23 protein-coding genes are annotated in these 25565 nt (G+C 49.7%); 17 read left to right on the forward strand and 6 right to left on the reverse strand.

Annotated features, from left to right (window positions below; genetic code table 11):
• Window positions 1–34: 34 nt before the first annotated feature.
• A complete protein-coding gene (gene def / locus JZI27_RS08285) occupies window positions 35–613 on the forward strand; it encodes a peptide deformylase (RefSeq protein ID WP_280207265.1) in 579 nt (192 codons plus the stop codon).
• A 90-nt stretch (window positions 614–703) separates the two neighbouring features.
• Here the strand turns inward: def and JZI27_RS08290 are convergent, their stop codons facing one another.
• On the reverse strand, window positions 704–2131 hold the full coding sequence (locus tag JZI27_RS08290) for a L,D-transpeptidase (RefSeq protein WP_122908666.1): 1428 nt from the start codon (window positions 2129–2131) through the stop codon (window positions 704–706).
• 123 nt (window positions 2132–2254) lie between these two features.
• Between JZI27_RS08290 and JZI27_RS08295 the strand changes: the two genes are divergently transcribed.
• The 4 genes from JZI27_RS08295 to JZI27_RS08310 all read left to right on the forward strand — a co-directional run bounded on the left by JZI27_RS08295 (window position 2255) and on the right by JZI27_RS08310 (window position 5876).
• A complete protein-coding gene (locus JZI27_RS08295; RefSeq protein WP_280207266.1) occupies window positions 2255–2827 on the forward strand; it encodes an RNA polymerase sigma factor SigX in 573 nt (190 codons plus the stop codon).
• Window positions 2824–3996, forward strand: a complete 1173-nt coding sequence (locus JZI27_RS08300; protein ID WP_280207267.1) for an anti-sigma factor family protein — start codon at window positions 2824–2826, stop codon at window positions 3994–3996. Before JZI27_RS08295 ends, JZI27_RS08300 begins: the two co-directional genes overlap by 4 nt.
• Before the next feature lie 82 nt (window positions 3997–4078).
• Window positions 4079–5038, forward strand: a complete 960-nt coding sequence (locus JZI27_RS08305; protein WP_280207268.1) for an ABC transporter ATP-binding protein — start codon at window positions 4079–4081, stop codon at window positions 5036–5038.
• Entirely contained in the window at window positions 5010–5876 is an 867-nt protein-coding gene (locus JZI27_RS08310; RefSeq protein WP_280207269.1) for an ABC transporter permease, read from the forward strand. The genes JZI27_RS08305 and JZI27_RS08310 overlap by 29 nt, the downstream gene beginning before the upstream one ends.
• Window positions 5877–6039: 163 nt before the next feature.
• Here the strand turns inward: JZI27_RS08310 and JZI27_RS08315 are convergent, their stop codons facing one another.
• Window positions 6040–7491, reverse strand: coding sequence for a sensor domain-containing diguanylate cyclase (locus JZI27_RS08315; protein ID WP_280207270.1), 1452 nt, complete (start codon window positions 7489–7491; stop codon window positions 6040–6042).
• 103 nt (window positions 7492–7594) lie between these two features.
• Window positions 7595–8239: a tRNA (guanosine(46)-N7)-methyltransferase TrmB gene (gene trmB, locus JZI27_RS08320; protein WP_122908661.1), complete on the reverse strand. Its 645-nt coding sequence runs from the start codon at window positions 8237–8239 to the stop codon at window positions 7595–7597.
• A 406-nt stretch (window positions 8240–8645) separates the two neighbouring features.
• Here trmB and JZI27_RS08325 point away from each other — a divergent pair, with 406 nt between their 5' ends.
• Entirely contained in the window at window positions 8646–9152 is a 507-nt protein-coding gene (locus JZI27_RS08325) for a C40 family peptidase (RefSeq protein WP_280207271.1), read from the forward strand.
• 529 nt (window positions 9153–9681) lie between these two features.
• On the opposite strand, the gene ilvD is transcribed toward JZI27_RS08325, so the two are convergent.
• The gene (gene ilvD, locus JZI27_RS08330) at window positions 9682–11361 is read right to left on the reverse strand and encodes a dihydroxy-acid dehydratase (protein WP_251243520.1); all 1680 of its coding nucleotides are present in this window, start codon (window positions 11359–11361) and stop codon (window positions 9682–9684) included.
• Between the two features lie 208 nt (window positions 11362–11569).
• Between ilvD and JZI27_RS08335 the strand changes: the two genes are divergently transcribed.
• Window positions 11570–12040, forward strand: a complete 471-nt coding sequence (locus JZI27_RS08335) for a PaaI family thioesterase (RefSeq protein WP_122908658.1) — start codon at window positions 11570–11572, stop codon at window positions 12038–12040.
• A gap of 70 nt (window positions 12041–12110) precedes the next feature.
• Here the strand turns inward: JZI27_RS08335 and JZI27_RS08340 are convergent, their stop codons facing one another.
• Window positions 12111–12488 (reverse strand): hypothetical protein, encoded by a 378-nt coding sequence (locus JZI27_RS08340; protein WP_251243518.1) that lies wholly within the window; start codon window positions 12486–12488, stop codon window positions 12111–12113.
• Window positions 12489–12598: 110 nt separating this feature from the next.
• Here JZI27_RS08340 and JZI27_RS08345 point away from each other — a divergent pair, with 110 nt between their 5' ends.
• Window positions 12599–13375 (forward strand): inositol monophosphatase family protein, encoded by a 777-nt coding sequence (locus JZI27_RS08345; protein ID WP_348521357.1) that lies wholly within the window; start codon window positions 12599–12601, stop codon window positions 13373–13375.
• 66 nt (window positions 13376–13441) lie between these two features.
• Here JZI27_RS08345 and JZI27_RS08350 read toward each other — a convergent pair whose 3' ends face one another.
• Entirely contained in the window at window positions 13442–14731 is a 1290-nt protein-coding gene (locus JZI27_RS08350) for a hypothetical protein (RefSeq protein WP_280207273.1), read from the reverse strand.
• Between the two features lie 165 nt (window positions 14732–14896).
• Here JZI27_RS08350 and JZI27_RS08355 point away from each other — a divergent pair, with 165 nt between their 5' ends.
• The 9 genes from JZI27_RS08355 to JZI27_RS08395 all read left to right on the forward strand — a co-directional run bounded on the left by JZI27_RS08355 (window position 14897) and on the right by JZI27_RS08395 (window position 25538).
• Complete coding sequence (locus tag JZI27_RS08355) at window positions 14897–17770, forward strand: DNA translocase FtsK (RefSeq protein ID WP_280207274.1); 2874 nt, start codon at window positions 14897–14899, stop codon at window positions 17768–17770.
• Window positions 17771–17937: 167 nt separating this feature from the next.
• The gene (locus JZI27_RS08360) at window positions 17938–18339 is read left to right on the forward strand and encodes a hypothetical protein (RefSeq protein ID WP_251243514.1); all 402 of its coding nucleotides are present in this window, start codon (window positions 17938–17940) and stop codon (window positions 18337–18339) included.
• 184 nt (window positions 18340–18523) lie between these two features.
• A complete protein-coding gene (locus JZI27_RS08365; protein WP_245996733.1) occupies window positions 18524–19525 on the forward strand; it encodes an LCP family glycopolymer transferase in 1002 nt (333 codons plus the stop codon).
• A gap of 152 nt (window positions 19526–19677) precedes the next feature.
• Window positions 19678–20448: a YveK family protein gene (locus tag JZI27_RS08370; RefSeq protein ID WP_280207275.1), complete on the forward strand. Its 771-nt coding sequence runs from the start codon at window positions 19678–19680 to the stop codon at window positions 20446–20448.
• The gene (gene galU, locus JZI27_RS08375; RefSeq protein WP_280207276.1) at window positions 20445–21347 is read left to right on the forward strand and encodes a UTP--glucose-1-phosphate uridylyltransferase GalU; all 903 of its coding nucleotides are present in this window, start codon (window positions 20445–20447) and stop codon (window positions 21345–21347) included. Before JZI27_RS08370 ends, galU begins: the two co-directional genes overlap by 4 nt.
• A gap of 7 nt (window positions 21348–21354) precedes the next feature.
• Window positions 21355–21966 carry a sugar transferase gene (locus JZI27_RS08380; RefSeq protein ID WP_251243511.1) on the forward strand — a complete coding sequence of 204 codons (612 nt, stop codon included), beginning with the start codon at window positions 21355–21357 and terminating at the stop codon, window positions 21964–21966.
• A gap of 8 nt (window positions 21967–21974) precedes the next feature.
• Complete coding sequence (locus JZI27_RS08385; protein ID WP_183184930.1) at window positions 21975–23309, forward strand: oligosaccharide flippase family protein; 1335 nt, start codon at window positions 21975–21977, stop codon at window positions 23307–23309.
• Window positions 23287–24615 carry an O-antigen ligase family protein gene (locus tag JZI27_RS08390; RefSeq protein ID WP_251243510.1) on the forward strand — a complete coding sequence of 443 codons (1329 nt, stop codon included), beginning with the start codon at window positions 23287–23289 and terminating at the stop codon, window positions 24613–24615. The genes JZI27_RS08385 and JZI27_RS08390 overlap by 23 nt, the downstream gene beginning before the upstream one ends.
• Window positions 24612–25538: a glycosyltransferase family 2 protein gene (locus tag JZI27_RS08395; RefSeq protein ID WP_251243509.1), complete on the forward strand. Its 927-nt coding sequence runs from the start codon at window positions 24612–24614 to the stop codon at window positions 25536–25538. The genes JZI27_RS08390 and JZI27_RS08395 overlap by 4 nt, the downstream gene beginning before the upstream one ends.
• Window positions 25539–25565 lie beyond the last annotated feature (27 nt).

Here is a 25565-nt window from a genome sequence, read left to right on the forward strand (position 1 = left end):
AGGAACTAGGGAAATAGGAACGAGGTGCTAGAAATTGAGCAAGTTCAACAGGGAATACACGATCCGAATGAAGGATATCGTACGTGAAGGCGCCAAAATCCTGCGAAAAGTGACCGAGGAAGTGAGCCTGCCGCCGGGGGAAGAAGTGGTGGAGGAGCTGCATTGCATGATGCAGTATCTCAAGAACAGCCAGGACCCCGAGCTCTCCAAGCAGTACCGCTTGCGTCCGGGCGTAGGGCTGTCCGCCAATCAAATCGGCCTGGATAAGCGGATGTTCGTCGCATACTTCACAGACGAATACGGGGATCAGCACGAATACATGCTGATCAATCCAAAGATTATCAGTCATTCGGTTGGGATCATCTATCTGTCAGAAGGAGAAGGCTGTCTTTCTGTGGATCGACCTGTTAAAGGGTATGTGCCGCGCTATCAAAGGATCAAAGTGAGAGCCTACGATATGGATGGAAATGAAGTGCTTCTGGCATTTAAAGGGTACAGTTCGATTGTCATGCAGCATGAGATCGATCATTTGAACGGAATCATGTTTTATGATTACATCGATAAAAAAGACCCCTACAAGCTGCCCGGAAATGTACCGATCGAGCGTTTATAGAAAAAAGCGTGTTCCTCTGGAAAATGGAGGACACGCTTTTTTTGCGGAACGTAACTTTTTTGATCTTGCATCGTCCTGTCTAGCGATTGATCAATGCAGCCATTTGTAGACCACATGAGGAGTTTCTTCCTCTGGGCCTGGCTCCAGAATGAAAGGCGGCGGATTGCTCCAGGCAGCGCCGGCATTCGGCAGAGCAGAGATGATCACTTCAGTGCCGAGGGAGACAAAGCTGTACAATTCCTCGACTGCCTCATTGAGGAGGCGCACACAGCCCAGAGAAGCGTATTCTCCGATACTGCTCGGATCATTAGTCCCGTGAATGGCGTAGCCCTCCTGGATGAATACCAGGCCGCGTGTACCGTATATATTGTCATGGCCACGGGGCTTGCTGATTTTTTGCAGGATCGTGAAATACCCATCTGGCGTGGAGCTGTTTTTCCCGAGTCCAATCGGATAGCTGCGAATCAGATGGGAGCCACTTCTCAACTCCATCCTGTGAGCTTCCTGAAACAGATGGATCTGCATTGGCTCAAGGGGCTGAGCAGGCTCCGGATAGCCAGGCAGAGGCAGCACTTCACGCAACGAATCCCATGCCTGGGCAGGATCGAAGCGTTCCGGATGATACGGATATGCAGCCAGTCCCAGATCAGCTGGAGGCAGCGGGATTTGTGGCAAGCTGTTGCCGGGATAGGCGCCTGCCAGATCGGACAGTCGTGCTGGGAGCCCACCCTTTAGTTGAACATGGCGATAAAGAGCATTGCGCAACGTGATGATGTGCTGCAAAACAGACTGTTCTTGGACAAATGCATCCTTCGTTTCTTTCAAAGATGGCTCTTGTGTGTAGCTGACTGGCGTTGGAAACCATTTTTCACTGACGACGCTTCTTGTGAGAGGATTGTACCTGAGCACGCCGAGAACTTCTTTTGGCTGATAGAAGAGCAGCGGTGTAAACGGCTGCAGGAGCGGGGCCTGCGGAACCACCAGAAGTGTGTACGGCTGCGATAAGGATGGGCGTCGCGCTCCCAAATAGCGCCTTACCTGTTCTTGCATTTCGGACAGACTAAGAGATGGTGGTACTGCAATCACTTCGACATGGGGCTGCTCTTCACCAGGCTGTTGCGTCAATTCGGACGCAGCGGATGCAGGTGCAAGGGCAGGGAACGGGTCCGTCAGCAAGCCCGGCGAAAATACGAATTGCAGATAGAAAAACAATAGCGAGCCAAGCAAGAGTCGGGAACGTTTTTTCCATGTATCTTTTTGTTTGGCACGCAGTAAATCCTGGTACGCTTGCCTTGCTTCTTCAAAATAAGGCCCGGGCTTGGCATGCAGGGCGCGCCGGTGGGCAGCAATCGCCAGCTCCTGTTCGCCGCGGGCTTCTCTTTCTCGCCCCAGGTGATACCAGCCGATCGCTTCCTGCGGGTGTTGTTCGGTAAACCATCGATAGAAGGCGAGGTCGCTTTGCTCCGGGTATTTCATATGAAATGAGCTTTTTTCTTGAAGAAAGGAAACCTTGTTCACATAGACTCCCCCCTATAGGGTGTATCGGAAAAGATTGGAGTGATAGTGAGTGCGACCGAAAAAAAGTTTTCAAGAAAAATGGATACAGGGTGTCACAAAAATCGATTTGGCGGTTTCTATAGGATGAACGAAGCGAAAGGAGGGAAAGAAGTGGAGATGCAGGCAAAGCTGGCGATTCACTCAATCGGGTTGAAGGCAGAGTCAAACAGCTTTCAGGAATTGTTTACGGCCTATTATCCTTTTGTGGTCCGCCAAATCATGCGGATTGTAAAAGACCAGCAGACTGCCGAGGATCTAGCCCAGGATGTTTTCCTCTCGTTTTATCATACCGATCGATCTGTCATAGAACATATTCCAGCTTGGCTGTCAAAAGCCTCTGTATACGCAGCCTATAACTATCTGCGGTCGGAAAAACGCAGAAGCGAGCGACAAGAATGGGTAGCCGCTGAGCAAGATCGATCGACCCCTTCCTCCGAAGAGATGTGGTTGGAAAAAGAGGAAATCGAAAGCGTGCGAGAAGTGTTGGCAGAGCTGGACGAACGAGATCGAACCATTCTGGTCATGAAATATTCCGGCTTTCCTTACGCGGAGTTGGCAAAAGCGACAGGCGTTGAAGTCGGGTCGATAGGTACGATTCTGTCACGCGCCAAGAAGAAGTTTCGGAGCATCTACAAGCAGATGAGGGGGGACGCATGATGAAATGCATGGATGAAGGCTTTATCCAGGCGTATCTGGATGGAGAATGCAGTCACGAAGAGTTCCAGCGTTTCTCAAGTCATCTGGAGACATGTCAGTCGTGTCTGGAGCATTTTATCGAGTTGGCTGAGCTAGAGAGCTGGACAAAAGGAAAGGTCGAGCAAACCTTCTTCCCGTCTCCCCAATCGATGCAGGTAGATACAGACGCTGCGTGGCAAGCATTCTCTGCTCAGGTGAACAAGGGCAAGCAAGGAACGACAGGTAGTCATGTGGATCAAAACAGTCGAATGAAAAAGAGGAGCTGGGCGAATATGAACAAACGTACAAAGCAATGGATGGCAGGAGTATCGGCGGCGGCAGTCGTCGTGACAGCACTTTCGTTCCCGCAAGTGCAAGCGGCAGCCAAAGATCTCTTGTCCATTTTCCGGGTAGATAAAGTAGCCTTTGTAAAACTGACACAAGAAGATCTGCAGCATGCGGAATCGTGGCTATCCTCTGGCAACGCAGGGGAGCTGGAGCTGAATGGGATCGGCAAGCTGAGCATTGATGAGTCAGACAAGGAATCCATGGGCTCCGTCTGGTACGAGACGAAGGAAGAGGCGGTGGAAGCAGGTGTCGAGCTGCCCGCTTTGCCTGAGGACGTCAAGATCAACGGTCTGGATGTACACGGTGCCCATACGGTGCATTTTGAGATCAACACAGAGAAGGCAAACAGCCTGCTTGCCCAAATCGGAGTGGAGAATCGCTTTGATGACAAGCTGAACGGTGAACGCTTCTCGCTGAAAGTCCCGCAAAGCATCAACATGTATTTGAAATCCGAAGATGGGGAATTTACCTATAATGTAGTCGACAGCTTGCAGCTGCAAGCACCGCAGGATGTTGACCTGGCAGAGCTTCGCGACACCGTGCTGGCACTGCCCTTCATCCCGGATCATGTGAGAAAACAGATGGTAGACATCGAGGATTGGCAGTCTACATTGCCGATGCCATATGTTGAAGACAAGGACAATCAGGTCAAGGAAGTGAAGGTCAACGGTCAGCCTGGTCTGCTCGTCGATTCCGAGCACCGCTCCTACCTGATGTGGCAGCATGACGGTTCGATTCACATGCTGGACGGTGCAGCGCAATCTGGAGATCAATTGCTGGCTTTGGCTAAAAAACTGAAGTAAATAGAAGTCGGAATGGCAGAGCCTTCCACCAATCACTGGTGGGCTCTGCTTTCTCCCGTTTAAGCCGTTAGAGGAGGTAAGCATGTCTGACAATGTAATTGAAACCTGGGGGCTTTCCAAACAGTACGATGGCAAAGGCGGATGCAAGGAGATTACCCTGCAAGTCCCACGTGGTACCGTCTTTGGATTTCTCGGGCAGAATGGTGCCGGGAAAAGCACCTTTGTACGCACGATGCTCGGCTTGTTGCATCCTACAGAAGGGAAGGCGACAATGCTGGGGCAGCCGATCGGGACGGAGGCGTCTCGAAGAAAAGTAGGATACTTGCCCGAATTGTTCCGTTATCCAGATTGGCTGACGGGAAGACAATTGCTGGAGCATCACGGAGAAATATGCGGACTTACGAGAAGCGAGCGAAAACGAATCATCCACGAAGTCGTAGAACGCGTCGGTCTGTCCGGACGAGTCGATGAGCGTATTCGCGGATATTCCAAAGGCATGCAGCAGCGGATCGGTCTGGCATGCGCGCTTCTTTCTGATCCGGACTTGATTTTTCTGGATGAGCCGACATCAGCCTTGGACCCGATCGGAAGAAAAGAGGTCAGGGAATTGATCGCGCAGCTGCGTGATCAGGGTAAAACGATCTTTCTCAATAGTCACTTGCTCAGTGAAATGGAAACGGTATGTGACCACGTGGGCATTATTCACCGCAGCGAGCTTGTGGTGCATGGGGAGTGGCGCAAACTGAGCGCAGTCAAGCCTCAGATCGAGATTACCCTGGAGCAGGCTAGCCAAAACTGGCATGAACTCTTGCCGTTCGTGACCGAAAATCGCTTGTTGAGAGACGTGGAGGGTCAGACGACCTGGCTCGTCACGCTGGATCGGGATGGGCGTGTTCCTGCCTTGTTGGAAGGGTTAATCGCAAGCGGTGCGGCTGTTCATGAAGTCGTACGCAAGCAGCAATCTCTGGAGGATGTATTTTTGTACTGGGTCCAGCAAAAGGAGAGAGAAGCGCATGTGGCCAATCATCAAAATCACGTATAGGGAAATGATCTCCAAGCGTATTTTTACGATTACGATCTTGATGTCCCTTGCCTTCATGATTCTTTTTGGCGTAGCGACCTGGTTCGCAGCACGAGAAGTGAATGACATGATGGGGCGTATTGGGAGCGATGGCGTGATGATGAAGGGCTTCTTCTCTACGCAATTGCTGGGCATGGGACTCTACTTTGGCTCCATCATTACGGCTTTGCTGGCTATTCTCAGCAGCGTCGGCAGCATTGCCTCAGAGATCGAGAGCCACCAGATCGATACGTGGCTTGCCCGTTCCTTGACACGCAAACAATATATGCTCGGCAAATTTTTAGGCTTATCGAGTATGTTGATTCTGTATGCAGCACTCTTGTTTCTGGGGTTGCTCGCAATCAACCAGTGGGTAGGGGGTGGCTTGGTGGCTGTGCAGGTGAGCGCGGGCCAGCTGTTGTCCGGATTAGGCTATTTTGTCTTGCTGCCCGTCATCCTGGTCAGTGTCTCTCTCTTGATGAGCAGCATGACCACGACCGTGACAGGTGGAATCATTCTGATCATCCTGTACGGGATCAGCTTCATTGGCGGTTTTGTCGAACAGCTGGGCTCCTTGATTGACCAGGAATCGCTGATCAATATCGGGATCGTATCCAGTCTGCTGTTCCCGACAGACTCTCTGTTCAGGCTTACCACGCTTTCCTTGTTTGAGACAGTGGACAATCCGATTTCCTTTGCGTCTCAAGGGATTTTTGGCACCTCCTCACCCCCGAGCACGGCGATGATTTACTATACGATAGGGTACGGGCTGGTCGCCTTGCTGCTGGCAATCCGCGTCTTTCAAAAAAGAGATGTATAGAAAAAAGAGAACGGCATCTACTCCTGCCGTTCTCTTTCTTTTAGAAGGTGGATGAGCGCATCCAGCTTATCATTGCGTTCTCGGTCGTGTACGGTTTTTTGCTTCATAAAACGTAGACATGCTTTGCCCCCAATCTTGTCTATTCAGCCAAGTTGATCCTTCCCTATTTTACCACACTTTTCATCCTCAGCTTTTCCTTATACATTTCCTGATCAGCCAGATGAATGATTTCGTCAAGAGAGACGTTCCTGCTTGGGTCGTATGGATAATATCCATGACTAGCGGAAAGCGAATAAGGTTTTCCTGAAGTGCGATTGTATGCTTCGGCCGCATGCTGGATCGCATCCCAGATTCGCTGTGCCTCTTGAAGCCCTTTCTGGTAAAAAAGAATGATGAACTCGTCCCCGCCATAGCGGAAAAAGACATCCTCGGGGCTCAACTGCTGCTTGACCACTGCGCAGAAATCCTTGATCATATCATCTCCGGCCTGATGACCGTAGTGATCGTTAACCGCTTTCAAATTGTTCAAATCGACAAAGCAGATGATGGACTCCCTATGCTCCACATGGGTCTGAGAAAGGGCACTATGCATCAGGGCAATGCCGCTTCTGCGATTCAAGATTCCCGTCAGCACGTCTGTGGAAGCGTGTTGGGTCAGATCCTCCTCCATCTTTTTCATCTGGGTGATATCAGTAACGCCCGATAAGATACAGGTCTCATGGTCGTACTCGATCAGCTCATAATTCACCATCACCCATCTCGTAAAGTCCGGAGTAAGCTCTTGCTTGAGGGTATAGTTTTTGATGCTGCCTTGTTGTTGCAGTTGGTCTGTGAGTGCGTGACGCTCTTGGGGGTTGTTAAATACAAATTGAAGATCTGTCAGGGAAGAGCCTTCTTTGATATGTGGGTTCTGATTTACAGCAGTCTTATTCATCAGAAGGATTTCACCATCATGAAGTCGGGAAAGAAAGAGTGGATAAGGATTGATTTCAAAAAGCGTACGGAAATTCTTTTGCATCTCGAGCTGTTTTTTTCCATGAAAGAAGTCTTTTTTTAACGATGAGTAGAATGTGAGCAAGACGATCAAAGAGATAAAGACAGCAAGCGTTGTATTGATTTGTTTGGATATGAGAAGAGATGAGTCGTCGATTAGCGTACTCAGACCGAATAGAAAGAAACTGTGAACCAGTATGAGAATGGTTAGAAAATGCTTGGGGCGGATGGGCAGCATGACCGCAACCCCATAAGGAATCATCAAGTATGCATCATGATTACCGGTCATTTTATAACTGTTTAGGGATGCAAGTGCACTGGAACCGATGTACAAGGTGACATAGAAGAGAATAATCCAAGTAGGCCAAGTCGAGTGAAGGAAACGATCGTTATTTTTGGTGACAGCATGCAAATACAGATAGAGGAGAGAAGCCACAAATCCCGTTGTATGCGTTACCAATAAGGTCGTGTGAAAGGAGGTGCCAAATACATCCTGGTAGAGTACGAAATCGACATATAAATAGAATGCATAAAATAGAAGCAAGCCAAAAGAGATAATTTTCAAACGATGCAGCAAAAGGGATGTGTGGGATAAATAGAAATCGTGATTTAATCCTTTCATTGGCGCATTCTTCAGCCTTTCACACGGATTTCAACCTATCGAATATCAAGAGACTCCTCCAAGGCATGCAAGCGATCCCTTGGAGGAGTCTAGCGTAAGCGCTTTATTGGATTTGGCAGCTAGCCTCTACACGATAGATTCGTTGACCTCTTGAAGAAAAACGTTCTTCGTATTCGGTCATCACATTGTCTGCAGCCAACTTGGATTGATGGAGGTCAAAGGTGATGTTGCGCATTTGAAAACGCTCTGCGGCAAATTGGTTGAGCGAGAACTCAAACAATTTTTCATTATCTGTTTTGAGATGAATTTCACCGTCTGCTTTCAGCACCTGGCGATAGGTGTTCAGAAAGCTGGAATAGGTGAGACGACGTTTCGCGTGACGTGTTTTGGGCCACGGATCGCTGAAATTGAGATAGAGTCGGGAGATTTCCTGGTCAGCGAACAGCTCTGTAAGAACTGCCGCATTATATTGAACAAAGGCAAGATTGGGGATCTTGCGGTACTCTGTCCGTTGCACGGCTCTCAGGACGACCTCGGCTTTCAATTCTACCGCAATAAAATTGATGTCAGGGTGTCGCTCAGCCAGTGTATTAATGAAGCGCCCTTTTCCGCAGCCGATCTCCACATGGATGGGGTTGTCATTGCCGAAACGTTCACGCCACTTTCCCTTGTACGAAACCGGGTTGTCCACGAACGTCGGATATTCTCTCAGGGCCGACTCGGCGCCTGGGATATTACGTAGTCGCATATGTGCCTCCTTGAAAACGAACTCCTATTAACTTTACGATGAGTCCTCGCATGTTGCAAGTAGCTAGAACAACGAGAAGCTAGTGTTCCAGTAAAGACCAAGCTGTTTTCAGGGTGGTAGGGATTTTTTACAAGGATACATAGGAGAAAACTCACAGGATATGCGAAAGGAGCAATATTAGTGGGGGAAAAAATTGGAGTAAAACGGAGGAACATGTTGGTAATAAAATTAACTGAAAATTTGACAAATGCCTATAAAACCGCGCTTTAGGGCGTCAAGTGGAAATCTTGTCCTAAAGTGGATACGGCATTTGGTAACTTTTTGCCAATTTCATAGAGAAGATAGGGGTGGTAGAGTAGAAAACATCAGAAGTCAGCCAAACTTTTCAAAAGGGAGGATGAACCACATGAAAGTAAGAAAAACACTAGTAAGCATCCTGATGGGAGTTACGTTGGGGATAACTGCGATGGTAGCCCCGATTCCAGGAGACCCCGGAGTGGGAGTAGCCCATGCCGCCTGGAGTCAGAGCAAGGCAGACAAGGTGATCAATACTGGGAAAAAATATTTGGGAAGGCCCTATAAATTTGGTGCCAGCAAAAGTACGACTGCTGTGTTTGATTGCTCTTCTTTTACGCAACGTGTATTTAGAGAGGCGATCGGCAAGGAATTGCCGCGTTATTCTCGTTCACAAGCAAAAAAAGGATCCAGTGTGTCCAAAAGCAATCTGAAAAAAGGAGACCTGGTATTCTTCAAGTCGAGCACGACGACGTCATCCAAAAGAATCACGCATGTCGCGATTTATGCTGGAAATAACAAACTCTTACATACATACGGGAAACCGGGTGTGACCTTCACCAGTTTTAAAGGCACGTCCTGGGAAAAGCGCTTCGTTTCAGCGCGTAGGGTGATGTAGTCCCCTAGCTTAGGTTTTTTGCGATTCTATAGGTAAGACGCCTGAGTGATGAAATAGTTTCAATATCATAGAAAAGCAAATTCTGTTAAAACAGGAAATAGTCATTGAGGACCTCTCATTTCGTCGCATTCAGACGGTGAGAGGTCTTTTGTACTCCGTTTATCTTAAATAGTTGATCCGACCGTAGTGGTGGGCAGGAAACAGGAGAAAACGCTCCAGATTCTTGGGCTACCAGCGAAGGGGTTTCCCTTTTTTCACGGAGCTGGACAGGGATGACCCCCAGCAGGAATCCCAAGAACTTGGAGGGTTTTCTTCTTTTTTCTCTCCTCCACCCAAGCACGACTATCTACGGGGGTTCCCTTTTTTCAGCACAGGTATTTTTCCGCCAAAAACGATACGACACCTTCCTGAACAAGCCGCGGCAAGGGACTATTGATACAGTAGATGGGAGAGGAGAAAACAAGAAGGGAGCCTCCTCTCGTTGGATAAACGATGAGAAGCTCCCTTATAAAAGTGGCTATCCGAACAACTAGATTTTCAGAATGCCGCCCATGCTGGCGTTCGTAACCATTTTGGAGTAACGAGCCAGGTAGCCTGTTTTCACTTTTGGCTCGAATTCTTTCCAGTTGGCTTCTTTACGACGAGCCAGCTCGGCTTCATCGACGTGCAATTCGATCGTGCGTGCTTCCAGATCGATGGAGATGATGTCGCCGTCTTCAACGAAAGCGATCGGTCCACCTTCAGCTGCTTCAGGTGACACGTGGCCGATACTGATTCCGCGAGAAGCTCCAGAGAAGCGTCCATCTGTGACGAGAGCCACTTCTTTGCCGAGACCCATACCGACGATCTGAGAAGTTGGTGCGAGCATCTCAGGCATGCCAGGACCGCCTTTAGGGCCTTCGTAGCGGATTACAACGACATGGCCAGATTTGATCTTGCCTGCAGCGATCCCGGCGAGGCAATCTTCCTGGGAGTCGAAGCAGATGGCAGGGCCTTCGTGTCTCTTGATGGAAGGATCGACGCCGCCTGTTTTGATGATCGCGCCTTGCTCTGCGATGTTTCCGAAGAGGACGGACAGACCGCCAGACTCGCTGTAAGGATTGTCCAGACGACGAATGACCTTGTCGTTCTTGATTTCAGCTTCTGCAAAGTTCTCGCCGAGCGTTTTTCCTGTAACCGTGATGCGGTCAGGATGGATCGCGCCAGGCTTTTTCGCGATTTCCTTCAGAATGGCGGAAACGCCGCCTGCCTCGTGGCAATCCTCGATGTGATAATCAGAGGAAGGAGCCAGCTTGCAGATGTTTGGAATGCGTTTGGCTACCTCATTGATGCGCTCGATCGAGTACTCGATGCCAGCTTCCTGAGCGATTGCCAGGGTGTGCAATACAGTATTGGTAGAACCGCCCATTGCCATATCGAGGGCAAAAGCGTCGTCGATTGCTTCTTGGGTCACGATATCGCGCGGTTTGATATCGCGTTCGATCAGATGCTTCAGTGTTTCAGCAGATGCTTTAACCAGCTCCTTGCGCTCTGGAGAGACAGCGAGGACAGTACCATTGCCCGGCATAGCGAGACCGATAGCCTCGAGCAGGCAGTTCATCGAGTTTGCGGTAAACATACCGGAACAGGAGCCGCAAGTAGGACATCCGTATTGCTCCAGCTCGTCCAGCTGCTTGTCATCAATCAGGCCAGCTTGGTAAGCCCCTACACCTTCAAATACGGAAGAAAGGGAAATCGCACGTCCGTCGCTGGTCTTTCCGGCTTTCATCGGTCCACCAGTAACGAAAACTGTCGGAATGTTCACGCGAAGAGCGCCCATGATCATCCCAGGAGTAATTTTGTCACAGTTTGGAATACAGATCATGCCGTCGAACCAGTGAGCGGAAACCACTGTTTCCAAGCTGTCTGCGATAATTTCACGGCTCGGGAGGGAATAGCGCATTCCGATGTGACCCATCGCAATCCCGTCATCGACACCGATGGTATTAAATTCAAACGGAACCATTCCTGCTGCACGAACAGCTTCCTTCACGATTTTCCCAAATTCCTGCAAGTGCACATGCCCTGGAATAATGTCGATGTACGAGTTGCAGATCGCGATAAACGGTTTGTCAAAATCCTCATCCTTAACGCCTGCAGCACGCAGCAAGCTGCGATGTGGAGCGCGGTCAAAGCCTTTTTTAATCATGTCACTTCTGAGTCTAGCCACTTGAAAATCTCTCCCTTCCTAATAGAAAAACCTGCGTTCTATTTTGCACTATCTTAACACTTTTCCCTAAATAGAAACAACCGTAAAAGTCTGAACATTGGCTCGGAATGGAGGGTTTTCAAGCACACACAGCAGTCTGGCGGCGTGGAAAAAAGCGATAGATTGCTCTACAATAAAGGAAGTGACAATTTTAGGGTGGAGTGAAAAAATGATAGAAGAATTAAAAAACATCTTGGATGAAGGGAGCGACGAGGAACGTCAAATCCTCGAATTGGCTCTTCAGTCCATTCGTCAGAAGAGAGAGAGGAAAAGCGCCTTTTTATCCGGATTTTTAGGATTGAAGGGACAATTTCTCGATGAGCGCACCTATTCCTTCGAGATTCCGATCACACCGTTCATGCACAATTCGACTGGAGCGGTTCATGGCGGCATACTGGCTACACTGATTGATTCTACGATGGGATCGCTGATCAACCGTTCCCTGCCTGAGGACAAGTATGCGGTGACGACGGAATTGAAGGTGAACTACCTGCGTCCAGCAAAAGGAACGCGATTGCGCTCGGAAGCGACGTTTTTACATCGCGGTCAAACGTTGGTGGTGATGGATACCAGTATCTACGACGAGCGCAACAAGCGAGTCGCACACGGAACGGGGACATTTATCGTCCTGAAGAAGTAAATCGGATGGATGAATAGGAAAGCCTCTATTTTCGCCGAGTCGGAAAATAGAGGCTTTTGCCGGACATGATTCAACGGATGAGAACCAGACCGCTGTATTGCGAAATGTACGACAGCATCTTGGAGGAGATTGGAACGATGAACTCCATGTTTTCTTTCTCCACGATACCAGAACGGGATACGACTCGTGCCCATTTGGCAACCAGCTTGTAGGTTTGGGAGTCGAAAAAAGGGCGCTGGTTAGCCGAGTTTTTGCGAAAGGGCACAGGGATCGCTTCCTGGTTGACCGGGATCATACTCACGATGTCGTGCAAAAACAGATGGTAAGTCAAATGAGGTTTAAAGAACACCAGTTCTTTGCTGGTAATTGAGCAGCCGACGTTCTTGTTCATCTGGGACAGCTTCAATTCGCCTTCCAGATGCTTCAGACGGATGAAATCACTGTTCATCTGGTATCCCCTCCCTATTCGGGTAGTAAAGGTATCTCTCTATCATAGTTATGGTACCCGCTAGGTGCAAGCAAAAACGCGATGGATACGTGAAAGAGGTGTTGGAAAAAATGCTGGAGATTGCCAAAGAAGCAGCAAAATTGGCAGGGGACTTTTTACAGGAACGTTTTTTGGAGCAGCTCGTTCCGGATGCAGAATTGCATAATGACGTCAAATTGCCGGAAGACAAAGAGAGCGAAAGGCGCATCATCGAGGTGTTGCACCGCCATTTTCCTACCCATACGATCTTTTCGGAAGAGGTGGGACTGGTAGAGCGAGAAGCGGAATATCTGTGGATTGTCGATCCACTCGACGGAACCAACAATTACTTCATTGGGTTTCCTTATTTTTCCATCTCGATTGCTTTGCAAGTTCAAAACGAACTGGTGCTGGGTGTCGTCTACAATCCCGTCGCAGGTCAAATGTTCTGGGCTGAAAAAGGGAAGGGCGCTTATTTAAATGGAAAAAGAATATCAGTCAATCAGCGAACAGATCGGACGCGAGCAGTAGGCACGTATATTCGCGGGCGTCATTCCATCACGAAAGAAGAAGAGCTGGCCTTTACCAAGCCATTTGTCATGGAAACCAAGCGCCTTCTGCGCAATGTGGCTCCTGCTCTGGACTGGTGTCTGCTCGCCAATGGCTGGCTCGATTACGTGGTGATGCAGAGATCCAGTATAATGGACGTGGCCGCAGGGATTGTCATCGCCAGGGAAGCCGGTGCCACGATTACGGATTGGCAGGGAGTACCCTATCGTCACAAAGCTTTTCGGGTGGAGGAGCTGGCATCTCTAGTGGCTACCAATGGACAGCTGCATGAGACGATTCGCGGATATATACAGGACTAGAGGGAAAGAAAAAAGCACGATGCCGTATGATGGCATCGTGCTTTTCACATTTCCTCGTGTTGAGGATTATGCAGCAGGTTCTTCAACCGCTTCTGTTTCCTCTACGTCTTCCCACTCAGACCATTCCGCTTCCCACTCTTTTTGAGCTTTGTAGGAATCGAGGGTGCTTTGTACGAAGAGGCGGAAGAAGCCTTTGTCACTAAAGCTGTCGATTGCTTTTTCATCGTTGTACAGCTGTTCCACGGTCACACCTTCGCTAGCAGCCGGGATTGCGTACTTGGTTGCATTGCCGAAGTTGTAAGCGTATTGGTCAGCTTCGAGGCCAATCGTCAGTGCTTCTTTCATTTCTTCTACTTGGAAGGTAACATTCAGAGCACTTTTTTGTTGTACAGGCATTTTATCCTTGTCGATGTAGAAGTCGAGATTCCAGTTCAATCCGTGGAAGCCAGCAGTTTTCATTTCTTCTACGATCTTGTCAACTGTGTAGGTTTTGCCTACTTCATCCAGCCAAACTTTCGCTTCAGCCAGGCCAGCCGTTACAGCGGCTTCAGCCATTGTACGCTTTTCAGCGTCAGTCGTGCGGCCATCCTCTGGGAACATTTCTTCCTGCAGAGAAGTAGAGAGAACCATCATATCGATTGCAAATGCTTTGACATCTTGGCTGGCTACTGCATCGTTAGCCGTGTAGAAGAACATGTTTACCAGCTCTTTTGCGTCCAACTGGATCGCGATATGAGTGGTTTCTACTTTTTCACCATTCGGCAGCTCTACGGTTGCAGCGCCCAGGTTTTTCACGTTGTTCAGCTTGTAGCCGTATTTTGCAACGTATTTTTTGATAAAGGAAATCGTCAGGTCGTTCATTTTTTCCTGATATTCTTTCAGTTTGGCAGGGTTGACACCTTCACTTGCGCCAAGACCTGTCAAATCTCCCGAAATATCAGCACTCATCACCAGATATTTGCTATCCAGCGGGGATTTCACGAAGAAAGAATCCTTGTTGACCAACAGCTCTACAGAAGCTTTTTTGTCTCCTGTCCACAAGTTGTTGTCGCGAAGCAATTTGTCGTCGTTAACCTCAATCACAGCCTTGGTATTTTCCAGGTCAAGCTGTGAACCTTTGACGGTTACGCCGGCTTTCAGAGCAGCCAGAAGAGCTGTTCCCTGAGCATCTGGTGTCTCTCCCAATGCTGCTGGCAGCTTGTCGAAATCACCAGTCAATTTCAGTGTACCTTCGTAATCGTAGTTGGGTTTATCCAAGGATTGCACAATGGAGTCACGCACCATCGATGCTTCGCCAGCACATCCAGTCAAGACGAGCATACCCGCTAATAGAAGGGCACTACTTTTCTTCCACATCCTGTCTTCCTCCCTATGAACTATTTTTTCAGTTCTCCTACTATTTACGCATTAGAGCTGTGAAAAGTTTCGCAAATACGAAAAAATAATAATTGAACGAAATCAAGACCTATTTCGTGGTAAAATAAAAGGGAAATGAAGGTAAGTGAGAAAGGGCGTTGCAACATGTGGTCGTGGCTTCAAAAGCTGATGAGTTTTTTCCGGGGTGAAGATGAACAGGTTGAAACGGATGAAGTGCGTCCATCCGGCAGTTCCAATCCCCGTCAGCTCCAGGCGAAGACAAAAAGCATCTACCCGAGAGAGCGGGAAACCGATCGGACAAATGATGAGTTCAGTCTGAATCAACAACGGTATTTCCGATTCCCGGTTGTTCCTGATCACTATCCGGAACGAAAAAACAGTGAACGAGAAATACGAGAAGAGACGAACAAGGCTCAAGCATACATACCGCCCCAAAACGAGCGGAAGTCAAAGCGACGAGACGAATTGACAGATTTTCAGGAACGTGCACAGGTGTCAAAGGAAAAATCAAGCGTGCATACACAGCAGCCAAAACAGCCGGAGATTCCAAGAACTGCGAATAAAAGACAGGCTGAAAAACCGACAACTCCACCAGTGCCCAATCCATCGCGTTTAGCGGGTGTGGAAAAACGCACCTATCAGCCGTCTGATATTGTTTCGCCCGTTTACGGGAAAATCACTCCGGCTACCAAAGAGGAGGAGCATCGCATCCATACGACGGCGGGAATCGTGTATCCGCGTCAGGAACAGGAAGAGAATCTCAAACAGCTCAAGAGATGGGATCAATTGAAAAAAGAAGAAGCGCAAAGCAAGGATGGCGCGGTAGAACGTTCTGATGGCACGGAAGTACAGGCAAAGAATGAGGAGCCGTTGTTCCTTTTTACCCGAGAGCAGCAACCTGCACTCGCGGATGAAATGAGTGATTTACAGCCAGCAGAATCTTCTTTGCAGACAGCGTCCACGGTGCCGGTAGAGGACCTGTACGAAGCTGAGTTACATACAAATGAAGTGGCAGTCACGATCGAGACTGTACTGGTGGACGAGCCTGCTGGAACCATCACGCATACGGACCAGCGTGAGGCAGATGGTGCCGATGACGTGCAGAGCTTCGAGAGTGAATGGAAAGAAGAAGAACTCGCATGGCATAGTGACGAGTCGCAGAACATTTCTGACATGACTCACGAGGAGCAGGTGGACGACGCCACAGCGCACGACTACCCATGGCAGGCAAGCGCAAGCCAAACCGAAGAGCCTGCGACAAATGTAGAGTCGATAGAAGCGGATGAAGAGCTGGAAGAATCAGCACCGGCTATAATGGAAGAAATAAAGCTGACACAGGTGCAGGAGGACGACAGCCTCTCCCTCGACGAGGATGAAAGCGACGATGAACAGCCAGTCATGGAGAGTGTTCAAGAAGATGCTTCCCCGACTTCAGTGGTTGTCCAACCGTGGAGAAGTCCTGAATTGACGCGGCTTTTGGAGCGAGCAGAGGCAAAGGAAACGGAATTGAACCTCTCTGCACAAGAACCAGAGCATTCCGACACTCCAGCAAGCGAATCCAGCGCCACAGTCGAACCGACTGAACAGGTGGAGGAGCTGGAAGAACCAACATATCAATTGCCAGCGTTGGAGCTGCTTAATCCGAGCCCTGAGCCAACAGGGGATGATGACGAGCATACGCAGCTGCAAAAGCTGCTGTTGGAAGAGACCTTGGCTAATTTCAACGTCAGTGCTCAGGTGGTAGGGATCGTAAAAGGACCATCCGTTACCCGATTTGAACTACAGCCGGCACCGGGCGTGAAGGTGAATAAAATTACCGGATTGATTGACGACATCAAGCTGAACCTGGCAGCCAAGGACATCCGGATCGAAGCCCCGATACCTGGTCGAAATGCAATCGGGATTGAGGTGCCCAATCTGTCCAGTCAGCCAGTTCTGATCGAGAAGATCATCGGCTCGGAAAAATTCCAGCAGCATTCCTCCCCGCTTGCCGTGGCACTAGGGATGGACATCGGTGGAGAACCCATCATCGCGGATATCAAAAAAATGCCGCATGGACTGATCGCTGGTTCCACTGGTTCCGGTAAAAGCGTCTGTATCAATTCGATTATTGTCAGTCTTTTGTTCAAAGCGACTCCTGAACAGGTGCGCCTGCTTTTGATCGATCCAAAAATGGTAGAGCTAGCTCCGTACAACAACTTGCCGCACCTGGTAACTCCGGTCGTTACGGAAGCGAAGCAAGCGACAGCAGCACTCAAATGGGCAGTCGAAGAGATGGAAAAGCGATACGCATTGTTTGTGGATGCTGGAGTGCGCGATATTGACCGCTACAACCAAACGACTGACGATGTCCTGCCGTTTATCGTGATCGTGATTGACGAGTTGGCTGACCTGATGATGGTATCTCCACAGGACGTAGAGGATTGCATCATTCGGATCGCGCAGAAGGCAAGGGCTTGCGGAATTCATCTTTTGCTGGCAACCCAGCGTCCTTCCGTCGATGTCATCACAGGCAACATCAAAGCCAATGTACCGACGCGTCTTGCGTTCGCTGTCTTTTCCCAGGTTGATTCCCGGACGATACTTGATCAGTCTGGAGCAGAGCGGTTGTTGGGAAGAGGGGATATGCTCTTTTTGGAGAGCGGAACGACCCCTGTGCGCCTGCAAGGGAACTTTGTCTCGGATGATGAGATCGAACGCATAACGCACGTGATCAAAAAGCAAAGAAAGCCTTCCTTCCTTTTCAGCAAGGAAGATTTGGAGCATCAGGTGCAGTCATACGATGCAGGAGATGACCCTCTCTATCTGGAGGCGCTCATGTATGTAGCCGAGCAGGGACAAGCCTCTGCATCTGGACTTCAGCGCAGATTCAGGGTAGGTTACAACCGGGCAGCGCGCTTGATCGAGATGATGGAAGCGGATGGCTATGTCGCGGGTCAAAGCGGAGGAAAAGCCAGAGCGGTGCTGATCTCTCTCGAGGATGCGCAAGCCGTCGTAGACGGTTCTACCCTGGTCTAAAATCAAGTGAACGAAAACAAGCAGTGGGCCTTGCCAACAGACGGCAGGGCCTTTTTTCTCTGCCTGAAAAAGCCTTTGCGTATCGTTGTGCAGCGCAGAAGTTGCGTGAAAGTTCGGAAAGATAGTATGCTATACACAATGCCAAGCAACCTGTGAGGAGGCCCAACATGGAAGTGAATCCCCTGATTAAAAAGTACAAGGTAATCAATGAGCAGGTCGTATTGTTTAACGAAGAATATTATTTGAGCGTGAGTCATGCAGATATCTCTTCTTTGGATTCTGGAACGCGGGAACAGCTGTTCAACCATCTGTATGCATTCGACTCGAACGATATGGAGCTGGAGATCGATGTTTCAGAGGAAGAGGAAGGCAAATGGTACTTGCAGCTCCTGGTCCCGCACGTGCTTACATTGCCGGAAGCGGCTATTCGTCGCATCGACAAAGGGACGGAGCAGCTTTTAGCCCATCTCGGTGAAAAACAGGAGGTTTTTACCTGTACGTTACTGCGCGGTAATGAAATATTTGAATACGTGAAGCGCTACAATCCGGATCTGGATCCCATTTCCTAAAGAGACCTACGGATTAGATCGATACGCCCCCTTTTCTTTTGCGAGAAGAGGGGGTTTTGTATTTTTGGGGAAAGAAAAGCGCTAAAGGGTAATACCTTGGTAATGGGACTGATTTGGGATTGATTTGACACCGGGTTGGGACTAATTAGAATGCTCATGAGCATGGACCAGGAGATGCATGGGGATGAAGCGACGATTCTGGCAAATCACGATAGCCATTGCGCTGGTCGGCACGAGTGTAATCGCCTTTTCTTTTTATCAGCTGTGGCAGAATGTTCGCGAGACGGCTTCTATCATTTATGAACCCTTGCCACCCCCTGCGCACCCTGTACAGGTCAGCGAAAAAAAGGAAGACATGGAGTTGACCGTGACTCCAGAAGTCGTGCCAAAGGAACCAAAACGCCCACTTACGATGCTGTTGTTTGGAGTAGACAAAAGGGGAGCTGATCCAGGTCGAACCGACACCCTGATTTTTCTAGCTGTCCATCCTGAAAAGCATGAGACGCTCATGTTCAGCATCCCGCGTGATACCCGCACCACGATCATATCCAACGGCAAGGAGGACAAGATCAATCACGCATACAGTGCGGGTGGCATCCCCTCGACGGTTCGAACGGTAGAACACTTTTTGGACATCCCTATCGACTATTACGTAAAAGTAGAGATGGAGGGCTTTTCCGCTATCGTCGACACGCTTGGCGGCGTCACGGTAGAGAATGCGTTTGCGTTTGACTATGAAGGCTATCATTTTCCCAAAGGAAGCATCTCGATGGATGGAAACAAGGCACTCGCCTATGCGCGAATGCGCTATGAGGATCCGGAAGGGGATTTTGGCCGCAACAAAAGGCAGCAGCAGATTATCCGGGAGCTGATGAGCAAGGGAAAGCAGGTGAGTACCGTAGGCAAACTGGACACCATACTGGCCAATGTCGGAAACAGTATCAAGACCAACCTCGCGCTCACCGATATGCAGGAGCTGATGCTGGATTACAAAAGTGCGCTGGAGGAGCTTGAGGTATTAAGCATCCGTGGAGAAGGCGGAATGATAGGCGGAATCTATTATTACCTCGTCACGGATCAGGAGCGAAAAAGACTCAAGGAGGAAATCGAGCAGTTTTTGAAAAAACCGGTTTCCGAGGCTGCGGACCTGCAAGAAAAAAAGGGTTCGACACTTCTGGGAACATGACATATATCCCGAAGCTTTGTACATATACTGGCACTAAAGTTTAGGGAAATTGGACTACCTGTGCCGTGTTGCCTGTCGGGAAAAATGGGGCAATCATAACGTTCGCAAGAGGTGATTTGCATGAAACGAATGAAAAAGGAGTCCTTTTACACATGAATGTAGAGTTTGTCCTGCTGGTTCTTCAGGCCATGCGCAGGCGCTGGATTCTGATGGTCCTGATACCTTTGCTGTGCGTGATGGGAGCTGGTTACCTGAGCTACTTTGTACTGACGCCCACTTATTCTGCTACTACCACGATGCTTGTCAAACCGCAGGATTTGGACAGACAGGATCTTTACAACAGTATCTTGAGCAACCAGCAACTGATAAAGACCTACAGCAGCCTGATTCAAACCCGACGAATGGCACAGGATGTGATCCGCAAGCTGGAATTATCCCGTACCCCGGAAGAACTGCTGGAGCAATTGGAAGTCGAAACCTCAAACATCTCGTTCATTATCACCGTTACCTACACCGACCATGACCCCCTTCTAGCTATCCAAATCGCAAACGAAGTCTCCCGTTCATTTTCACAAAATATCAACCTGTTTATGAATGTCGACAACGTCATGATCGTCGACGAGGCAGAGTACGAAGCTGGCATGGAACCCGTCTTTCCCAAACCGCTGCTCAATATGTCACTGGCTTTTGTACTGGGACTGGTGCTTATGGTATGCGTACTGATCTGGGTCGAAGCACTAGCCGCGATCCGGAAGAAGCCGAGGAGAAAGCGAATGAGCCTGGAGCAGGCAGAGCCGAAGCAGGAGGCGATAGCTGAGCTGAAGCTGGAATCGGAGCCGAAGCTAGGACCAATGCCGGAACAAAGACCCGTACATGAGTGGGAACCGTTGGAACGTAACGATACGAATGAGGTGAGGGTATGAAGAAGCAGATCAAAAAGGCAGTGATTCCTGCCGCAGGCCTGGGTACCCGGTTCCTTCCAGCCACAAAAGCGATGCCCAAGGAAATGCTTCCTATCGTAGATAAGCCGACGATTCAGTACATCGTCGAAGAGGCTGTAAACTCTGGTATCGAAGACATCATCATTGTCACCGGGCGCAGCAAGCGAGCCATCGAGGATCACTTTGACAAAAATTACGAGCTGGAAATCAATCTCAGGGAGCGCGCGAAAAACGATTTGTACGAAATCGTAGAAGGACTCACCAATCTGGTCGAAATCCATTACATCCGACAAAAGGAAGCATTGGGGTTGGGGCATGCCATCTGGTGCGCCCGCAAATTCATCGGGGATGAGCCATTTGCGGTTTTGCTGGGGGACATGGTGATCGACAGCGAGGTGCCTTGCTTGAAACAGATGATGGACCTATACCATCACCATCAGAACAGCATCATCGCGGTAGAAGCAGTCGATTGGGACGACGTGAGTAAATACGGTGTCATTGACGGGGTGGCAATCGGGGAGCGTCTGGACATGATCCACAATCTGATCGAAAAGCCGCAAAGCACGCCGCCTTCCAATCTGGCCATTATCGGCAGGTATATCCTCGACCCGCGCATTTTTGAGATTCTCGCGCAGATCGAGCCGGGTGTAGGAGGCGAAATCCAATTGACAGATGCTCTGCAGACCCTGGCCAGAGAGCAGGATTTGTTGGCTTACCGCTATGAAGGCACGCTGTATGACGTAGGCAGCAAGTTTGGTTTTTTGAAAGCAACGGTCGAATTTGCCATGAAAAATGAAGAACTCAATAAGGATTTTGGACTGTACCTGGCGCAAGTGAAGGACAAATACTTGCAAAATCATTGGAAGCTACCCGTAGGATGATGAGCATATGGACTATATCCCTGTTACTAGACCCAGAGTCAACACTTCCCTTTATGCGACTTGCTTGAAAGGCATCCTCGATTTCACTTTTGCTGCGATTCTGCTTCTCCTGTTCAGTCCGCTCTTTCTCCTGCTTGCTGTACTGATCTACCTGGATTCTCCAGGCTGTGTGCTTTTTCGCCAGGTTCGCGTGGGCAAGAACGGTAAAGACTTCAACATCTACAAGTTTCGCACGATGTACACACATGCGCCGACAGAAGGATTTTCGCCGACTACTGAGCTCGACCCAAGGATCACGAGAGTAGGGCGAATTCTCCGAAAGACGAGCATGGACGAATTGCCACAGCTCCTGAATATTCTTCGAGGGGAAATGAGCTTTGTCGGTCCACGTCCCGAACAAAAAATGATCGTGGAAGAGGTGTACACCTTCCATGAAAAACAGCGTTGGCTGGTAAAGCCGGGAATTACGGGTCTTTGGCAGATCAGCCCGGATCGAAACAGGCCGATTCATGAAAATCTGCAGCACGATTTTACTTATATCCAGCAAATTTCCTTCTGTACAGATGTCAAAATCATTTGTCAGACGATACGTGTGGTCGTTCGGAGCAATACATGCTGAAGGCGCGGATGAGTTGGAAAGAACAGTTGCTTGTATGGCGCCAGCATTGGAACAGCCTGCTGATGCGCAATACGTTGTGGATGCTGATGGGCGAAGGAGTCAAGCTGGTCCTGCAGATGGCATACTTCGTGATCATCGCGAGAACCCTCGGAGCACACGGCTATGGATTATTCATGGGAGTCGTCACACTAGTCGCGATCATGGCCCCCTTTTCCAGTTTGGGACGAGGAGAGCTTTTGGTCATGAACGTCTCGCGCGACAAGACTGTTTTTCGCGAGTATCTGGGCAATGCCTTGTTAATGACACTCATTTCGGGAATTGTGCTGACGGCCGTCACTGTAACGCTGGGCAGACTCTTTCTTCCCGATACGATCAATCCGCTGGTGATTCTCTGGGTCGCTTTGTCTGATCTGATCTGTTATCGCGTGTTTAACATTAGCGGGCAATCGTATCAAGCTTTCGAGCGATTAAAACGCACAGCACAATTAAATATGCTGATGGGCGGAGTGCGGCTGTCGGGTGCGGCTACACTCGCATGGATGAATACCGAGCAAAACATTGAATTATGGGGATTCCTTTACCTGATGACGACACTCGTGATGATGCTCGCAGCACTGATCCTGGTGATCAAGGAATTGGGCAGGCCTGTCATGAACATCCGCAAGCTGATCAGAGAAGTCAAAGAAGGAGCATATTTTTCAATCAGCATGTCCTCGCTTGTTGTCTATTCCGACATCGGTAAAACCATGCTGGTGAGATATGGCTCAGCCGATCATGCTGGCATTTATGCAGCAGCCAGTCGGATCGTGGATGTAGCCTTGACGCCGATTTACTCCTTGATGAGCGCATCCTTCTCCCGCTTTTTTCAGGAAGGGAAGAATGGGATCGCACGCAGCGTCGGGTATGCCAAACGACTCATTCCGTTCGCATTGATCTATGCGGCAATTGCCTGGCTGATCCTTTACTTGATGGCACCGATTCTGCCTTGGATTTTGGGAGAGGATTATCTGTTCGCAGTCGAGGCCATTCGCTGGATGGCTGTTGTTCCCTTGTTTAAGGGAATTCATATCTTTGCCGCTGATGCCCTGACAGGAGCCGGATTTCAGGGATGGCGCTCCAGCATTCAGGTCATGGTTGCCGTCATTGTGGCAGTCCTGCACATGCTCATCGTGCCGCTCTATTCCTGGAAGGGGGCAATCGTAGTCAGCATTGTGGGAGATATCATGCTCTGCTGCTGCTACTGGTTGATTATTGGCTATCTGCTGCGGCGGGAGCGAGTGGTGCGGATGGAGGGACAGCTGACCCATGAGGAGGCGAAGCTTGCACAATGGAGTGATCGTTGAGACGAGGGTAGAGGCCCGAAAAAGGAAAGAGCAGTCATCCCAGCGATGGAGACGCTTTGAGCAGGTCTATGTCATCATCACTCTCCTATTATTTGCGCAGGCCTTCTTTCCGTTTTTTCAGGCCGGGCAAATGGACAGCGTGGCCGATGGCAATGCTTTGCTACAGACGATTTGGAAGCTGATCTACGTTATAGCAGCTGTGCTGATCTACATCCATCGAAAACACGTGATGAAAATAATATCCAGGGACAAACTTACGCTCGTTCTTCTGCTGATGATAGTACTCTCGTCTCTTTGGTCAGCTGCGCCGGAGATTACGATGCGCAGAAGCATCGCCTTTGTAGGAACCAATCTGTTCGCCATCTATCTGGCAACCAGATTCAGCCTGCGCGAGTTGTTTCAATTGATCGCATGGGCACTGCTTGCGGGGGCGGTATGCAGCTTGATTGTCACCATTCTGTTTCCCGAGCTCGGGACGATGCTGTATCAGGGCAGCTCAGCCTGGAGAGGGATCTTTTCACACAAAAATCAGTTGGGCAGGATCATGTCCCTGGCAGCCATCGTATTCTTCCTCCTGATCCTGATGAAGCAGTGGCCACGTTGGTTGACCGTGGGAGGCTTTCTGCTCAGTGTGTTGATGCTTGCCATGTCGGAATCAAAAACGGCGATGATCGTCTTGTTGATCACGATGGGATGCATTCCATTTCTCACGACCTTGCGATGGAATCCATACGCCCGGATTTTATTCTGGCTGCCAGCTAGCCTCGTCTTCATAGGGCTATGTCTTGCCATTTTCCCTCATATGGAAGCCCTGCTCAGATATTTTGGGCGAGACATAACGCTGACAGGACGAACTGGATTGTGGGACATCGTGCTCGAAATGATTCAGGTTCACCCTTGGCTGGGATATGGCTACAGTGGATTTTGGCTGGGCTGGGAAGGGGAGTCGGCGTATGTCTGGATGGTTACCACGTGGGAGCCGCCGAATTCCCACAACGGTTTTCTGGATGCCGCTCTCGATGTTGGCTTGATCGGGCTGTGTCTGATTCTATTTAGCTTCGTGAGCCGTTTATACAAAGCGATGCGCTACCATGTATCCTCCCACAGATGGGAAAACCTCTGGCCGCTGCTCTATCTGATCTATCTCGTGCTGTGCAATCTGACCGAGACCACCTTGCTAGATCACAACAGCTTTTTTTGGACGCTCTTCATCACGCTCGGATTCTCCCTTCCGCATAAAAAGAGAGCTGAGCAAAGAGGGCGTGTACGGAGCCGTCTCAGAACGACGAGGAGGGTGGAGGGATGAAGCTAGCGATCTGTGTGCTGACGTACAAACGGCCAGAAGGGCTGCGGCAGCTGTTGGCAAGCCTGGCAAAGCTGGACTTCACACATAGTCACGCACCTGAGATTCACGTGCTGGTGATTGACAATGATCCGGAGTCGAGTGCGTCTGTTATCTGCTCCAGGCTACAAGACGGTTATCGCTGGACCTTGAGGTTATTTCACGAACCGCGAAGGGGCATATCCCATGCTCGTAACGCTGCGATCCAGCTCACAAAGGACACGTATGATTTCATGGCTTTCATCGACGATGACGAAGTCCCTGATCCGAGATGGCTGGATGCTTTGATGCTTGTGCAGCGCACGTACCAGGTGGACGTGGTGACAGGCCCAGTCCTGCCGGTATTCGGGTGTGCCGCACCTGTATGGAGTGTAAAGGGTGGATTTTACGAGCGATCCCGCCACCCGACAGGCTACCACATGGAGTTGGCGAGAACGGGAAATGTACTCATTCATACGCAGGTGTTTGCTCGTGAAGATAACCGATTCGATCCGCGCTACGCCTTGACTGGCGGAGAAGACACACATTTTTTTCTGCGAATCAGCAAACAAGGCCATCAAATCATCTGGGCCGATGAGGCAGTCGTGTACGAGACTGTACCAGAAAGTCGCTTGAAGCTGGGCTGGATCCTGCAAAGAGCCTATCGCGCCGGGAACACCTATGCCCTGTGCGAACGTGACATCCAGCTGCCGTCGCGAAAATTGCTGCTTCGTGCTCTGAAGGGATTCGTGCGCATCACGATGGGGACCATCCTCATCGTACCTGCCGTTGTGATGGGGAGAATTCGGTTGTACAAGGCTCTCCAGCAAATCAGTCTGGGTGCGGGCATGGTCATGGGCCTTGCTGGAAGGCGCTATGAGGAGTACAAACAGACGCATGGCGCATAAAAAATGGGATGTTTGCTTTCATAGGGG

It is taken from the genome of Brevibacillus sp. AY1 (assembly GCF_029870785.1).
Taxonomy (GTDB): Bacteria; Bacillota; Bacilli; order Brevibacillales; family Brevibacillaceae; genus Brevibacillus; species Brevibacillus invocatus.